This window comes from Micromonospora sp. WMMA1923, assembly GCF_049179195.1.
Classification (GTDB): domain Bacteria; phylum Actinomycetota; class Actinomycetes; order Mycobacteriales; family Micromonosporaceae; genus Micromonospora; species Micromonospora yangpuensis.
In genome coordinates this window covers 4,285,999-4,301,031 of sequence record NZ_JBMHLZ010000001.1, presented here as the reverse complement: position 1 = coordinate 4,301,031, position 15,033 = coordinate 4,285,999, and the positions used below count along the sequence as shown (strand labels likewise).

The window sequence follows — 15,033 nt, the reverse complement described above, 5'->3', positions numbered from 1 at the left end:
GGCGGCGCGGTGCAGCCGGCCGGCGGTGCGGCCGGCGGTGGTGCGGCCGGCCTCGGTGCGGTCGGCGGTGGGCCGGTCAGGCGCCGGTCAGGGCACGCCACTGGGTCAAAGCGATGCCGTGACCGTCCGGGTCGCGGAACGCGGCGGCCCAGACCTCCAGCTTGGTGCCCCGGTTGACCACCCGGGGCGCGTAGGTGAAGCGCAGGCCGGTGTCCCGAAGCCGCTCGTACGCCGCCTGGATGTCGTTGACCTCCAGGTTGACGTGGACCAGGCGGCGGCTGATCGGTGCCGCCTCGCTCACCTCGCGCAGCACCAGTCGGGTGCTGCCGGAGGCGAGCACCGCGTTGCCCGCACCCCGGTCGACCTCGGTGAAGCCGAGCACGTCCCGGTAGAAGTCCAGGGACCGGTCCAGGTCGGTGACGAGCACGGTGATCCCGACGCCGCTGATCGGGCCGTCGGCCACGTCCGAGGGGTAGCCGAAGATCGCCGGGTCGAGGTCGTCGGGGTGGACCGGCGCCGATGGGTGCGCGCTGGCGGCCGACGGGTGTACGCGGGCGGCCGGCGGGTCGTCCAGCGGCAGGTCGATCGGATCCGGCTCACCGTCCCACGGCCCGGCCGCGGCCCGCGGCCCGGTCGCCGACGCCGCGAACCGGTCCTCGGGAACATCCGGGGTGAACGGGCCGTCGGCAGGTGCCGCCGACTCGAAGCGCTCGTCGGCAGGTGCCGACACGAACCGCTCGTCGGCAGGTGCCGACACGAAGTGGTCGTCGGCCGCGGTCGGGACGAACCGGTCGTCGGCAGGTGTGGGCTCGAAACGCTCCTCGGCGGGTGCCGGCTCGAAGGGGGCGTCGGGGGCCGTCGGGGCAAAGGGATCCCCGGCGGGGGCCGGCTCGAAGCGGTCCTCGATGGGGGAGGCCGCGCGCTGCGCGGGTGGCAGGTCGCCCATCGGGTAGCCGGACGGGTTCGACCGCCGGGTGGGCCGGACCGGCTCCTCGTCCACGGCCGGCATCGGCTCCTCGCCCACGGCCGACGCCGCCTGCTCGGCGGCCGGCGTCGGCTGCTCGTCAGTGGCCGGACCCGCCTGCTCGGTGGCTGCCGACCGCTCGGTTGCTGCCGGTTGCCCGGTTGCTGCCGCCTGCTCGGTTGCTGCCGCCTGCCCGGTCGCCCCGACCGGCTGCTCGGCGACCGGGTCCGGGCGTTCCTCGGCGGGCGGTCGTTGCGCGGGCGTGGCCCGACGCGGCAGCACCGCGCCGCTGGGCAGCTCGACCACCGTGCCCTCCAGCACGACCGGACCGCCGGGGCGCTGGTGCAGCACCACCGGCTCCCGGTGCGCCGGCCGACCAGCCGGGTCGTCCAGGCCGTCGCGCGTCGGCTCGACGATCGACGCGTCGTCCCGGCGGTCGTCCTGGAAGTCCTGCCGGAAGTCCGCCTGGAAGTCGTCCCGGAGCCCGTCGTGGAACTCGTCGTCGGATCCCCGGCCGGCCCACGGCGGGGCCTCCTGCTGGATCAGCACCTCGTCCACCGGCTCGGCCATCGCGAACTCCGGCGGCAGGTCACCGGCGACGGCCGTCTCGGCGTGGGTCGGCACCTCGTCCCAGAGGACCCGGACGTGCCGCTGGTCGTCGAGGGCGACCCGGATCGGCAGGGTCTGCCCCAGCGACGGCCACTTGGCCACCGGCACCCGGGGCTCGATGATCTTCTTGGACCGGGGTGGCATCCCCGGCGCGTCCAGCACCAGCTGCAACTCGCACCGGCCGAAGGCGTACTGGGTGGGTGGCTCGGAGACGCTGTGCACGTGTCCCACCCCGATCACCCAGGTACGACCACCGCCGCGCACCGTGGCCAGGGCGATCGCCAGGGCCAACAGGGCGACGCCGAGCGCCACGATGGCCCAGCTCGTCATGCCCAGCCCGACCATGATCACGAAGGCCGCCACGGTGCCGAGCACCGCGGCGATCAGCTTGCGCACCGGCGCGATGGGTCGGCTCCCGCCATTTGCCACAGTGGACCTCCCAGGGATCAGAGCCAGGCTAGGCCGGACCGGCGACGGAGGGGAAGAGCAGCCGCCGCGCCGGAGGCCGGACCGGGTCGCTACGCTGACCGTACCCAGCCCAGCCGTCATCTGCTCACAGGAGGAACCCAGCGTGTCCAGCAGCAGCTCGGATGAGCGCACCCTCGTACTGATCAAGCCCGACGCCGTCCGGCGGGGCCTGGTCGGCGAGATCATCGCCCGCTTCGAGCGTAAGGGGCTGCGGATCGACGCACTGGTGTCCCGGACGATGGACGCGGCGCTCGCCGACGAGCACTACGCCGAGCACGTGGACAAGGCGTTCTACCCGCCGCTGAAGGACTTCATGACCAGCGGACCGCTGGTCGCCCTGGTGCTCTCCGGCGACCAGGTGATCGACGTGGTACGCGCCCTGGTGGGCGCCACCGACGGACGCAAGGCCGTGGCCGGCACCATCCGGGGCGACTTCTCGCTGTCGAACCGGGAGAACCTGGCGCACGCCTCGGACTCGCCGGACAGCGCCAAGCGCGAGATCGCCCTCTGGTTCCCCGAGCTGGACTGACCGCCGCAGCAGCGGGTCCGCGCCCCGCCGCCCCGACCACCGGTTCACCCGCCCAGCCGGGTCAGTTTCTCCGGATTGCTTACCAGGTACAGGCCGGTGAGCCGGCCGTCGGCGGCGGCCACGGTCAACGCGTACCGGTTGCCGTCCGGCCGTCGCACGACGTACCCGGGGGCGCCGTTGAGCTGCACCTCGACGGCCCGCAGCGGTGGGCGGTGGGGTCCGTGGATACCGGCGAAGAAACGGGTGACCCGGTCCGCGCCGCGGACCGGGTTGCGGGCCGCGCGGACCCGGCCGCCGGAGTCCGACCAGGCGGTGGCGTCGGCCGAGACCAGCGCGGCGAGCCGGGCCAGGTCACCGTCGCGGGCGGCGGCGAGGAAGGCCTCCAACAGCCGGCGCTGCTCGGCGGGGCCGGCGGTGAAGCGCCGGGTGTCCCCGGCGATCCGCCGTACGCCCCGGTGGTACAGCTGCCGGCAGTCCGCCGCCGACCGGTCCAGCAGCTCGGCGATCTCGGGGTACGGCAGTTCGAACGCGGTGCGCAGCACGTAGACCGCGCGTTCCGGCGGAGTGAGCCGTTCCAGCACGTGCAGCAGCGCGACGGAGAGGGTGTCGCGCAGCTCGGCCTGCTCCAGCGGCCCGAACGGCGACGACGCGGTGGCGACCGGGGTGGGCAACCAGGTGCCCACGTACGTCTCCCGGGTCGCCTGCCGGGCGCGGAGCCGGTCGACGGCGAGCCGGGTGACCACCCGCGACAGGTATCGGCGTGGCTCGGCCACCGCCGCCCGGTCGACACCCCACCAGCGCAGGTACGCCTCCTGGAGCACGTCCTCGGCGTCGGGCAGGCTGCCGAGCATCCGGTAGGCCAGCCCGAGCAGCATCGGCCGGTGCGCGTCGAGCACACCGGCCGCCTGCGTGGCCCCGCCGGTCGTCACTCGTCGGTGGACGGCTGACGTCGGGTGGCCGCCACGATCCGGTTCCACACGTTGATTGTGGCCACCGCGACCGTCAGGTCGACCAGTTCCCGCGCCGACCAGACCTCGGCCGCCGCGTCCCACACCTGGTCGGGCACCCCGTGCTCGCCGAGCCGGGTGAGGCTGTCGGTGAGGGCCAGCGCGGTGCGTTCCCGCTCGTCGAAGAAGGGCGCCTCCCGCCAGGCGGCGACCGCGAAGAGCCGTCGGCTGGACTCGCCGGCGGCCAGGGCCTCCCGGGTGTGCATGTCCACGCAGAACGCACAACCGTTCAGCATCGACGCTCGTACCTTCACCAGCTCCAGCACGGTGGGCTCGACGTGCTCGCGGGTGTAACGCTCCAGCTCGGACACTGCCCGGTACGCCTCGGGCGCCACCGCCGTCAGGTCGATCCGACTCATTCTGGTCTCCCGTCCGTCGTGGGTTCACCGCAACGACGGACGGTGGCGGCCCGGATGTGACACGACCGGATGTGACGTGGGTCTCCTGCCGGTGGGGGTCGGTGGGGACGCGCACGCAACGGGCGGTGCCGGGTGACGGGACCGCGTCGGCTAACGTGACACCGCTCGGCGAATGACACCACCCCCGTTGGGTACGACCGTCCGGAGGACCAGTGCCGCTGCTCTACACGATCAGCAAACTCACCGTGGCACCCGTGCTCCGACTGGCCTTCCGCCCCCACGTGGAGGGGCTCGAGCACATCCCGAAGACCGGGGGCGCCATCTTCGCCGGCAACCACCTCTCGGTCGCCGACGAGCTGTTCCTCGGCACCGTGGTTCCGCGACACCTGGCCTTCTGGGCCAAGTCCGAGTACTTCACCGGTACCGGCCCGAAGGGCACGCTCTCCCGGGTCGTGCTCACCGGCCTCGGCGCGATCCCGGTGGAGCGGGCCGGTGGACGTGCGGCGCTGTCGGCCTTCGACGCGGCCCTGCCCGCCCTGCGCGGCGGTGACCTGGTGGCCATCTATCCGGAGGGGACCCGTTCGCCCGACGGCCGGCTCTACCGTGGCCGGACCGGCGCGGCCCGGCTCGCCGTGGCCGCCGGGGTGCCGATCGTGCCGGTCGGCATGATCGGCACCGAGAAGGTCCAGCCGATCGGCGCCCGGGTGCCCCGGCCGGGCAACGGCCGGATCACGATCCGGTTCGGCAAGCCGTTGGACTTCACCGGGCGGCCGGACGACCGGACCTCGCTGCGGGAGATGACCGACGAGCTGATGGGCGAGATCCAGAAGCTCACCGGCCAGGAGTACGTCCCGCGCTACGCCCCCAAGCGGGACGAGCCCACCACCGGCGAGTCCCCGGCCTGAGGCGGCTCACGGCGGATCGTCGCCGCGCCGTCGTTCCTGGTCGGCGACCGCGTCGAGGTCGGCCAGCCGGTCGAGCTGCTTCATCGAGCGGGCCATCCGCGCGTTGCCCGGCAGCCGCTCCCGGTTGCGCAGCAGGAACGACCAGTAGCCGGCGGTGAACGGGCAGGCGTCCTCGCCGAGGCGCTTCTTCGGGTCGTAAGGGCAGCCGCCGCAGTAGTCGCTCATCCGGTTGATGTACGCCCCGCCCGAGGCGTACGGCTTGGTGGTCATCTGACCGAGGTCGGCGTACTGGCTCATGCCCACCACGTTGGCGGTCATCACCCACTCGTACCCGTCGACGAAGCTGCGGTGGAACCAGTCCACCAGCTCCGTCGGCCGCCAGCCACGTTGCAGGGCGTAGTTGCCGAGCACCATCAGTCGGGGGATGTGGTGCGTCCAGCCGTGGTCGCGGACCTCGCCCAGCACGTCGGAGAGGCACCGCGCCCGCACCACGTCGGCGTCCAGGTCCTGCCACCAGTCCGGCACGTGCCTGCGGGCGGCCAGGGCGTTGTTGTCCCGCCAGCCACGGTCGAAGTACCAGTAGAGCTGCCAGACGAAGTCCCGCCAGCCCATGATCTGCCGAATGAAGCCCTCCACGCTGGGCAGGGGGGCACCGTCGGCGTGATACGCCCGTTCCGCGCCCCGGATTGCCTCCATCGGATCGAGCAGGCCCAGGTTGAACGAGGAGGAGAGCGCGCTGTGGGCCAGCCACGGGTCGTTGGCGAGCATCGCGTCCTCGTACGGGCCGAACGCGGGCAGCCGGTGCCGCAGGAAGTGCCGCAGCCGGGCCCGGGCCTCCTTGGTGCTGGCCGGAAAGCGGCGTGGCCCGTCCCGGCCGGCGAACCGGATCCCCTCCCGCTCCCACCGGTCCAGATCGGCCCGGACCTCGGCGTCGATGTCGTCCTCCCGCAGCTTCGGTGGCGCGGGGACCGCCAACCGGTCGACGTCCTTCGGCGGCGGCTGCCGGTTCTCGGTGTCCAGGCTCCACCGGCCGCCCACCGGCTCACCCGCCTCGATCAGCACGTCGTGCCGTTCCCGGGCGAACCGGTAGAAGGCATCCATCCGGAGCGCGCTCCGTCGGCCATCGGCCCAGTCGGTGAAGTCGGCCAGGCTGGTGACGTAACCACGGGCCGGCAACACCGTCAGCCGGGGTTGTCGCTCGACGAACGCCAGGGCCCGCCGGGAGGTGGGGTGGCACACCTCCAGCGGCTCGCGGACCGTGCGCAGCCCCTCCGCGTACGTCTCGGTGCGCAGGTACCGGGCCTGGTCGCCGAGCTCCGCCGCGCGGTGGCGCAGAGCGGAGAGCACCAGGTGCGCCTTCTGCCGGTGGAAGACCCGGCGCCGGAAGACCGCCTTCGACTCGATCAGCAGCACCTCCTGGTGCCGGTCATCGAGGAAGTGTGGGCCTAGCTGATCGGCGAAGAGCCAACGCCGCGACATGTCCCGATTGTGGGCCCGAAAGTGGATTGGTACGGGCAAAAAGCGAAAGCTTTACGCCATCGAGATCACCCTTGATTGATAGTGATGATCTGACTACGGAGTGTGCCCAGGAGGGCGGCGCTGTCATCGACCGAGAGCCGGGTGAAGACGGCGGTGGCGAGGCTGCCGTGGTCGACCGAGGTGCAGACCACCACGGCGGTGTCGTCGGCGCTGCCGGTGGCACACCGGGCGTGCCGCCCCCGGACGTCGGTCCGCACCACCGTCGGCTCCCCGAGCCCGTACTCGCCGGTGAGCCTGTCGATCTCGCCCTCGGCGTCGCTCTCCGGGGTGATCCGGAATCCGGTACCGCCGAAGACCGTCACCCGCTTGCCGTCCGAGGTGCCGTAGACCCCGCCGAAGGTGTCCTCGGTCAGCAGGTGGGCCTCGCCCACCCCGGCCTCCAGCCGCCGCACCGCGTCGCCGCCGTCGGAGCGCAGGCGGAGGTCCGCGACCTCCTCGGGCAGGCTCGCGGCGGCCGGGTACTGGTCCCAGGCCGGCTTGCCGAAGTACGCGGGGCAGCCGCAGCAGCAGATCACGCTGAGCAGGAACGTCATCAGGAACCGGGAAGGCCAGCGCCGCCGTCGACGACGCGGCGCGGCGGGCGGCGGGGGTGGCCGGTGGTCCGCCCGGCGCTGTGCCGGTGGCGCGGCCGGCGGTGACACCGGCCGGGGCGGAGCCGACACCGGTGGCGGCGGTGGCGGCGGTGGTGGCGGTGGTGGCGGTGGTGGCGGTGGCGGCGGTGGCGACACCGGGTGCGCGGAGACCGGCCGCGCCGAGGCCGAATAGCCGGCCGACGACGCCGGCGGGTGCCCCGGCAGTGGGTACGCCTGCGGGTGGCCGGTCGGGTGCGGCTGGCTCCCGCCTGCCGCGGGCGGATACGGCTGCGCGGGGGTGTGCGGGTACGGCGGGGCCGAGAAGGGCTCGGCGGACGGGTACGACTCCGCGGCCGGGTAGGGCTCCGCCGCCGGGTACGGCCCGGCTGCCGGCTGCGCCCCGGCCGGAGGTGACTCGGGCCACGGCGGGGCCGATGCCGGCTCGGGGTGGTGCGTGGTCGGCGGCAGGGCCGGATAGCCCGTCGAGGGCAGGTCCCAGCCGCCGGTGTCCACCCCCGCCCAGGGATCGACCGGGGTACGACTCTCCGGGGGCCCGTCCAGCAGCGTCCCGTCCACCAGGGTCCGGTCCACCGGCGGTGGCGGCCCGGGTGGCGGTGGAGGTGGGCTGGACCGCGCGGGCCGGCCCCAGAACCGGCGGGGTTCCGGCGCTCGTGGCGGTGGCACCGGCGCCGAGCCACTGACCCGGCCGACGCTCGGCTCGTCGGGCAACGCGTCCATCTGCCGGGTACCGGCCGGTCCGGTCCGGCCCGGCTCCGGGACGCCCACCGTGGCCTCGCCGGCCGGCTGGTCGGCGACGTCAGGCGCGAACCGAGCCGCCGCGCCCGTCGTTGCCGCCCCAGTGGTCGGCTCCGCCGCGTTCGTCCGCTCCGCCGCGTTCGTCGTTGCCGACCCGTCGGTCGGGTCCACCGCGCCTGTCGACCGGTCGGAGACCCGCTCCAGGGCTGCGTCCGAGGTCGGCTCCAGGGCTGCGTCCGAGGTCGGCTCCGAACCTGCCTCCGAGGTCGGGGCCGGCTCTGGAGTCGGTTCCGCCGGGACTGCCGCTGCTGTCGGGTCGAGGGCAGGTTCCGCCCGGGCTGCCTCCGGGGCCGGACCCGGGGTCGGTTCCGCCGGGGCTGCCTCCGTGGTCGGGCCGGCCGTGCCTGACCGGTCCGGGGCCGGCTCCGACGCCGCCTCGGCGGCCGCCGCCGAGGCGGTCGCGGACGCGTCTGTCGGCCGTTCCGAGTCGGTCGGCTCGGCCGGGCTGACGGATCCGGACGGCGACGGCTCGTCCTCCGGCAACACGGGCAGCTCGCGGGTGCCCGCAGGGCCGGTGCGGGGACCGGTGGTCTGTGCTGGTGCTGGTGTGGCGGGCGGGGGCGGCCGGTCGTCGACCGCCGGATCCCGGCCCGCGTCGGTGGCCGGGGTGAGCCCCTCGGCCGGCCGGTCGGTTTCCGGCTGCGGCTCCGGCATCGCGGCAATCTCCTCTCGCGCCGCCTGCGAGGTTAGTACCGCACTGCCAGCCCGCCGAACCCGCCCGTCGGTCCGACGGCGGTGAGCTGGCCGTACCGTCCGGCGGTCCATCGACCGGTGCGGCGCGGCGGCCGACCGGCGGGCGCGTACCCTTGGGCATCATGAGCGTCCCGTCGACCACGCCGCGCCCCGCCGCGACGAACTCCGTCTGGCCCCGCCTGGAGCCGTTGCTGCCCCAGGTCACCAAGCCCATCCAGTACGTCGGTGGCGAGCTGGGCGCGGTGGTCAAGGAGTGGGACGCGGCGACCGTCCGCTGGGCGCTGATGTACCCGGACGCGTACGAGGTGGGCCTGCCCAACCAGGGCGTGCAGATCCTCTACGAGGTGCTCAACGAGCTGCCGGACGTCCTCGCCGAGCGCACCTACGCGGTCTGGCCGGACCTGGAGGCGCTGATGCGCAGCCACGGCGTGCCGCAGTTCACCGTCGACGCGCACCGCTCGGTGCGGGACTTCGACCTGTTCGGTGTGTCGTTCTCCACCGAGCTGGGCTACACCAACCTGCTCACCGCGATCGACCTGGCCGGCATCCCGCTGCTGGCCGCCGAGCGGGGCGACGCCGACCCGGTGATCGTGGCCGGCGGGCACGCCGCGTTCAACCCGGAGCCGATCGCCGACTTCGTCGACGCGGCGGTGCTCGGTGACGGCGAGGAAGCCGTCCTGGAGATCACCACGATCGTCCGCCAGTGGAAGGCCGAGGGCTGCCCCGGGGGCCGCGACGAGCTGCTGCTGCGGCTGGCCCGGACCGAGAGCGTCTACGTGCCGCGCTTCTACGACGTGGACTACCTGCCCGACGGCCGGATCCAGCGGGTAGTGCCCAACCGCGCGGACGTGCCGTTCCGGGTGCACAAGCGCACCACGATGGATCTGGACGCCTGGCCGTACCCGAAGAAGCCCCTGGTGCCGCTGGCCGAGACGGTGCACGAGCGGTACGCGGTGGAGATCTTCCGGGGGTGCACCCGGGGGTGCCGGTTCTGCCAGGCCGGCATGATCACCCGGCCGGTACGGGAGCGGTCGATCACCACGGTCGGCCAGATGGTCCGCGAGGGGTTGGAGTTCTCCGGTTTCCACGAGGTCGGCCTGCTGTCGCTCTCCTCGGCCGACCACTCCGAGATCGGCGACATGTGCTCCGGCCTGGCCCAGCAGTACGAGGGCACCAACGTGTCGTTGTCGCTGCCGTCGACCCGGGTGGACGCGTTCAACATCGACCTCGCCCAGGAGCTGTCCCGCAACGGCCGGCGGACCGGCCTGACCTTCGCCCCCGAGGGCGGGTCGGAGCGGATCCGCAAGGTCATCAACAAGATGGTGACCAAGGAAGACCTGATCCGTACGGTCGTCACCGCGTACACCAACGGCTGGCGGCAGGTGAAGCTCTACTTCATGTGCGGTCTGCCCACCGAGACCGACGAGGACGTGCTGGAGATCGCCGAGATGGCCCATGAGGTCATCCGGGCCGGTCGGGCCGCCACCGGCAGCAAGGACATCCGCTGCACCGTCTCCATCGGCGGGTTCGTGCCGAAGCCGCACACCCCGTTCCAGTGGGCGTCCATGCAGTCGCCGGAGGTCATCGACCACCGGCTCAAGCTGCTCAAGCAGGCGATCAACGCCGACCGCTCGCTGGGCCGCGCGATCGGCTACCGCTACCACGACGGTGAGCCGTCGCTGATCGAGGGCCTGCTGTCGCGGGGCGACCGCCGGGTCGGCGCGGTGATCCGCCGGGTCTGGGAGAACGGCGGCCGGTTCGACGGCTGGAGCGAGCACTTCTCGTACCGGCGCTGGGTGGACGCGGCGGCCGAGACGCTGCCCGCCTTCGGGTTGGACCTCGACTGGTACACCACCCGGGAGCGCGACGAGCTGGAGGTCCTGCCCTGGGACCACCTCGACTCGGGCCTGGACAAGGACTGGCTCTGGCAGGACTGGCAGGACTCGCTCAGCGAGTACGAGCAGGAGGACTGCCGCTGGACGCCGTGTTTCGACTGCGGCGTCTGCCCGGCCATGGACACCGAGATCCAGATCGGTCCCACCGGCCAGAAGCTGCTGCCGCTGACCCCGGTGGGCGGCAACGGCCTCAAGGTGCCGGTCAGCGGCCACTCCCACTGACCACCGGCGCTGCCGGAGGTGACGGTGCGGCGCTGACCCGATCACCGTACGGGGACCCGGCTGCGTGGCGGCTCGACCGCTGCGCCAGGATGGGGCGCACAGGCAGGCAGAATCCGAGGAGCACACGATCGCCAGAAAGCCTCAACCCGAAGGCGGCCAGGCGCCGGTCGTCCAGCGGGTCCGGATCCGGTACGCCAAGCGCGGGCCGCTGCGCTTCACCTCGCACCGGGACTTCGCCCGCGCCTTCGAGCGTGCGCTGCGTCGCGCCGGTGTCCCGATCGCCTATTCCCAGGGTTTCACCCCGCACCCCAAGATCTCGTACGCCAGCGCGGCGCCCACCGGGGTCGCCAGCGAGGCCGAGTACCTGGAGATCGGGTTGCGGGAGCCGGTCGATCCGGACGCGCTGCGCGCGGCGCTGGACGCGGCCCTCTCGCCCGGTCTCGACGTGGTCGACGCCGTGGTCGCCGGCGGGGGCAGTCTCGCCGACCGGATCGAGGCGTCGTCCTGGCGGATCGAGCTGCCCGGCGTGGAGCCGGACGTGCTCGCCGCCGCCGTGAAGTCTTTCACCGCCGCCGAGGAGGTGCAGGTCGAGCGGATGACGAAGCAGGGGCGCCGGACGTTCGATGCCCGATCTGCGGTTATTCATATTGATATGGCGGAGCAGGCGGCGGCACCTTCCGGGGACACGGCCGTCCCGTGTGCGATACTCGAACTGGTCGTACGGCAGGTCACCCCGTCCGTGCGTCCCGATGACGTCCTTTCCGGCCTCCGCGTGGTGGCCGCCCTGGAGCCGCCGGTGTCACCGCGAGTGACTCGGCTGGCGCAGGGCACGTTGACCGCGCAGGGTGCGATCGTGGATCCGTTGGAGGCGGACCGCGACGGGGCAACCATCGTCGAGCACTGACCGGACGGTCGGCGCTCGGGTAGGCAGACTTCGGCGGGCGCGCACCACGCGCGTTCGCGGAACACCTTTTGCGGCAACCCTGCGTGGCAGCGCTCACCCGCGCCCGGGGCAGCCAGAACTGGAGAACGTCCATGCTCGAGAACGAGCCCGAGGGCGGCGAGCGGACCGGTTCGCAGCCGGCCGGCGACACCGCTGCCAACACCGTCGACACCGCTGCCGAGGGCGGACCCGGCACCCCGGAGGCCACCGCCCCGGACGCCGACGTGCAGACCGCCGGCGCGCCCAGCGGCGAGGTGGCCACCGGCGAGGCCCCCGCGGGGCCGGCACCGACCCGGCGTACCCGGGCCACCCGCCGCCGGACCGCTCCCCTCGACCCGCCGGAACAGACCGACGTCCCGGTCGAGGCGTCGACCGGTGCCGCGGCGGTCAGCTCGGAGGCCCCGCAGGCGGAGGTCCTCGCCCCGGTGGCCGGCGACCTGGACGCCGCCCCGAAGACCCCGCGCCGTCGACGTAAGGCCACCACCAGCCAGAAGGCGGCCGAGGAGCCGCTGGTCGCCACCGAGGTGGAGGAGGCCGGTGCGGAGGTCGTACCGCCGGTCAAGGTGACCCGGACCCGCCGGAAGAAGGCCACCGCCGCCCCGGCCGAGACTGCCGCGCCAGCGGAGCCGGGGGAGACCAGCACCGCGCCGGACGGGACCGCTGAGCCGGCTGGGGCCGCTGGGGTCGCTGAGCCCGCTGAGCCCGCTGAGCCCGGAGGGACCACGGTGCCGGCGGAGCAGGCCGGGACCGGTAAGGCGACCCGGGCAGCGCGCACGAGTCGCGGTACGACGCGGCGGGGAACGCGCACCAGTGGGGCCGAGGCCGGCTCCGGCGAGGTACCCCCGTCCGTCAGCGTCTCCGTTCCCGCCGAGGCGCCCGAGCCGCCGGCGACCGAACCGAACCCCGCCGTGGCACCGGCCGGAACGCCCGCGCTTCCCGAGTCGACGGAACAGCCCGCGACCGGGATGATCGCCGGTTCCGCCGAGTTGCCCGGTGTCGCCGGACCGGAGCCCGAGTCCGCAGCCGTCGCCGAGCCGGCGGAGGAGGCCCCCGTGGTCGAGCCCGTCGAGCCGCGTACCCGGCGCCGCCGGGCGGTGCTCTCCGCGCCGACCGTGCTCTTCATGGCACCGCAGCCCGACGAGGTGCCGGTGGCCCGGCCGGTGGAGGCGACGGCCCGGCCGGTGGAGCCGGTCGTGCCCGTCGAGCCGGTCGTGGTCGCCGAGGAGCCGACCGAGTCGCCCCGCCGCCGCCGTCGCGGCCGTCGGGACGCCGAACCGGTGGAGCCGGTCGAGGTGGCCGAGGAGGAGCCGGTCACCGAGGCCGAGGAGGTCGCCGAGGCCGACGAGGACGACGACGACGAGAGTGCCGCCGGTCGGCGCCGTCGCCGGCGGGGTCGCCGGGGCCGTGGCCGGGGCAAGGGTGGCGCGGACGACGACGCCGACGCCGAGGAGTCGGCCGAGGACGAGAGCACCGAGGCGGAGACCGACGAGGCCGAGGAGGAGGACGAGGGCGACGGCCTGACCCGCCGCCGGCGTCGTCGGCGTCGCCGGGGAGCCGGTGAGGCCGAGAGCGGGACCGACGACGGCGTACCCACGGTCGTCAAGATCCGCGAGCCGCGCAAGGCCGTCGACGAGGTCCAGGGCGTGTCCGGCTCGACCCGGCTGGAGGCCAAGCGCCAGCGCCGCCGGGATGGCCGTGAGCAGCGCCGGACCCGTCCGCCGATCCTGAGCGAGTCGGAGTTCCTGGCCCGCCGGGAGGCGGTCGACCGGGTGATGGCGGTACGCCAGCGCGGTGACCGGACCCAGATCGCCGTCCTGGAGGACGGGGTGCTGGTCGAGCACTACGTGACCCGTAACACCTCCGGCACCATGGCCGGCAACGTCTACCTGGGCAAGGTGCAGAACGTCCTGCCGAGCATGGAGGCGGCCTTCGTCGACATCGGGCGGGGACGCAACGCCGTGCTGTACGCCGGCGAGGTGAACTGGGACAGCACCGGCCTGGAGGGGCGGGCCCGTTCCATCGAGCAGGCGCTGCGCTCCGGCGACTCGGTGCTGGTGCAGGTCACCAAGGATCCGATCGGGCACAAGGGCGCCCGGCTGACCAGCCACATCGCGCTCTCCGGTCGGCACCTGGTCTACGTACCCAACGGCAACGCCTCGGGGATCAGCCGCAAGCTGCCGGACACCGAGCGCAAGCGGTTGCGTGACGCGCTGAAGAAGCTGGTCCCCGACGGTGCCGGCGTGATCGTCCGGACCGCCGCCGAGGGGGCCAGCGAGGACGAGTTGGCCCGCGACGTCAAGCGGTTGCAGGCGCAGTGGGAGGACATCCAGGCCAAGTCGACCTCCGGCGGCGCCCCGGTGCTGCTGTACGAGGAGCCCGACCTGGTCATCCGGGTGGTCCGGGACCTGTTCAACGAGGACTTCCGCGAGCTGGTCATCGAGGGCGACGAGTCGTTCGGCATGGTCGAGTCGTACCTGTCGCACGTCTCGCCGGATCTGGTCGACCGGGTACGCCGGCACGTCGGCACCTCCGACGTCTTCGCCGAGTACCGCATCGACGAGCAGATCCTCAAGGGGCTGGACCGCAAGGTCTTCCTGCCCTCCGGCGGGCACCTGGTGATCGACCGTACCGAGGCGATGACCGTGGTGGACGTCAACACCGGCAAGTACACCGGTGCCGGTGGCAACCTGGAGGAGACGGTCACCCGGAACAACCTGGAGGCCGCCGAGGAGATCGTCCGGCAGCTCCGGTTGCGGGACATCGGCGGCATCGTGGTGATCGACTTCATCGACATGGTGCTGGAGTCCAACCGTGAGCTGGTGTTGCGCCGGCTCACCGAGTGCCTGGGCCGGGACCGGACCAAGCACCAGGTCACCGAGATCACCTCGCTCGGCCTGGTGCAGATGACCCGCAAGCGCATCGGGGCGGGGCTGCTGGAGGCGTTCAGCGAGAACTGCGAGTGCTGCAAGGGCCGAGGTCTGATCATCCACACCGAGCCGGTGCCGGAGAAGCCGCGCTCCGGTGGGGCCGGGGACCGGGTCAAGGCGGTCGCCTCCGCGGTCACCGCACCGCCCGAGCCGGCCGCCGGCAGCTCGGCACGGCGGCGGGGGCGCAAGGGTGGCCAGCCGGAGCGGACCGTGGTCGAGGTCACCGAGGTCACCGGAGACGCCAGCTCCAGCCCCAGCCCCAGCACCGAGTACCACGACACGATGGGCTACGACCTGTCCCGGTACGAGGCGGAGACGCCGGCTGCCGCGGACGTCGCCGACGCTCAGCCGGTCGGCGAGTCGGCCCGGCTGGCCGCACCGGACGACCCGGACGCGCTCGGTGACGGCGAGACCGACGGCGACTCCGACGGCAACGGCCGTCGCCGGTCCCGCCGGGGCGGCGCCCGTCGGCGTACCCGCCCGTGAGAGGTTGACGGTTCAGGCATCCTGACAGGGCTCCTTCCCCGGTACCGCCGGTGGGAGGAGCCCTGTCGTATCGTCCAGAGCCCGTCCCGCCGGCCTGAC

The 15,033-nt window shown here is 73.5% G+C and carries 10 protein-coding genes and 1 pseudogene; 5 read left to right on the top strand and 6 right to left on the bottom strand.

The window, feature by feature from the left end; genetic code table 11:
* Window positions 1-76: 76 nt before the first annotated feature.
* Together ACN28G_RS19345 and ACN28G_RS19340 are read right to left on the bottom strand one after the other, a co-directional pair.
* On the bottom strand, window positions 77-946 hold the full coding sequence (locus ACN28G_RS19345) for a VOC family protein (RefSeq protein WP_229688480.1): 870 nt from the start codon (window positions 944-946) through the stop codon (window positions 77-79).
* Window positions 947-988: 42 nt separating this feature from the next.
* Window positions 989-2,002: pseudogene (locus ACN28G_RS19340) on the bottom strand (glyoxalase/bleomycin resistance/dioxygenase family protein); the annotation flags it as partial.
* A 142-nt stretch (window positions 2,003-2,144) separates the two neighbouring features.
* On the opposite strand from ACN28G_RS19340, the gene ndk reads away from it, so the two are divergent.
* A complete protein-coding gene (gene ndk / locus ACN28G_RS19335; protein ID WP_091442535.1) occupies window positions 2,145-2,570 on the top strand; it encodes a nucleoside-diphosphate kinase in 426 nt (141 codons plus the stop codon).
* A 44-nt stretch (window positions 2,571-2,614) separates the two neighbouring features.
* On the opposite strand, the gene sigJ is transcribed toward ndk, so the two are convergent.
* Together sigJ and ACN28G_RS19325 are read right to left on the bottom strand one after the other, a co-directional pair.
* Window positions 2,615-3,499: an RNA polymerase sigma factor SigJ gene (gene sigJ / locus ACN28G_RS19330; protein WP_229688472.1), complete on the bottom strand. Its 885-nt coding sequence runs from the start codon at window positions 3,497-3,499 to the stop codon at window positions 2,615-2,617.
* Window positions 3,496-3,936 carry a carboxymuconolactone decarboxylase family protein gene (locus tag ACN28G_RS19325; protein ID WP_091442532.1) on the bottom strand — a complete coding sequence of 147 codons (441 nt, stop codon included), beginning with the start codon at window positions 3,934-3,936 and terminating at the stop codon, window positions 3,496-3,498. Before ACN28G_RS19325 ends, sigJ begins: the two co-directional genes overlap by 4 nt.
* 212 nt (window positions 3,937-4,148) lie before the next feature.
* Here ACN28G_RS19325 and ACN28G_RS19320 point away from each other — a divergent pair, with 212 nt between their 5' ends.
* Window positions 4,149-4,841 (top strand): lysophospholipid acyltransferase family protein, encoded by a 693-nt coding sequence (locus ACN28G_RS19320; RefSeq protein WP_091442528.1) that lies wholly within the window; start codon window positions 4,149-4,151, stop codon window positions 4,839-4,841.
* Between the two features lie 6 nt (window positions 4,842-4,847).
* Here the strand turns inward: ACN28G_RS19320 and ACN28G_RS19315 are convergent, their stop codons facing one another.
* Window positions 4,848-6,320 carry a cryptochrome/photolyase family protein gene (locus ACN28G_RS19315; RefSeq protein WP_091442524.1) on the bottom strand — a complete coding sequence of 491 codons (1,473 nt, stop codon included), beginning with the start codon at window positions 6,318-6,320 and terminating at the stop codon, window positions 4,848-4,850.
* Window positions 6,321-6,385: 65 nt separating this feature from the next.
* A complete protein-coding gene (locus ACN28G_RS19310) occupies window positions 6,386-8,422 on the bottom strand; it encodes a hypothetical protein (RefSeq protein ID WP_421480033.1) in 2,037 nt (678 codons plus the stop codon).
* Window positions 8,423-8,583: 161 nt separating this feature from the next.
* Between ACN28G_RS19310 and ACN28G_RS19305 the strand changes: the two genes are divergently transcribed.
* The 3 genes from ACN28G_RS19305 to ACN28G_RS19295 all read left to right on the top strand — a co-directional run bounded on the left by ACN28G_RS19305 (window position 8,584) and on the right by ACN28G_RS19295 (window position 14,934).
* Window positions 8,584-10,578: a TIGR03960 family B12-binding radical SAM protein gene (locus ACN28G_RS19305; protein WP_091442513.1), complete on the top strand. Its 1,995-nt coding sequence runs from the start codon at window positions 8,584-8,586 to the stop codon at window positions 10,576-10,578.
* Between the two features lie 184 nt (window positions 10,579-10,762).
* A complete protein-coding gene (locus ACN28G_RS19300; protein ID WP_091447101.1) occupies window positions 10,763-11,482 on the top strand; it encodes a TIGR03936 family radical SAM-associated protein in 720 nt (239 codons plus the stop codon).
* A 131-nt stretch (window positions 11,483-11,613) separates the two neighbouring features.
* Window positions 11,614-14,934 carry an Rne/Rng family ribonuclease gene (locus tag ACN28G_RS19295; RefSeq protein ID WP_421480032.1) on the top strand — a complete coding sequence of 1,107 codons (3,321 nt, stop codon included), beginning with the start codon at window positions 11,614-11,616 and terminating at the stop codon, window positions 14,932-14,934.
* The last annotated feature ends 99 nt before the right edge of the window (window positions 14,935-15,033 follow it).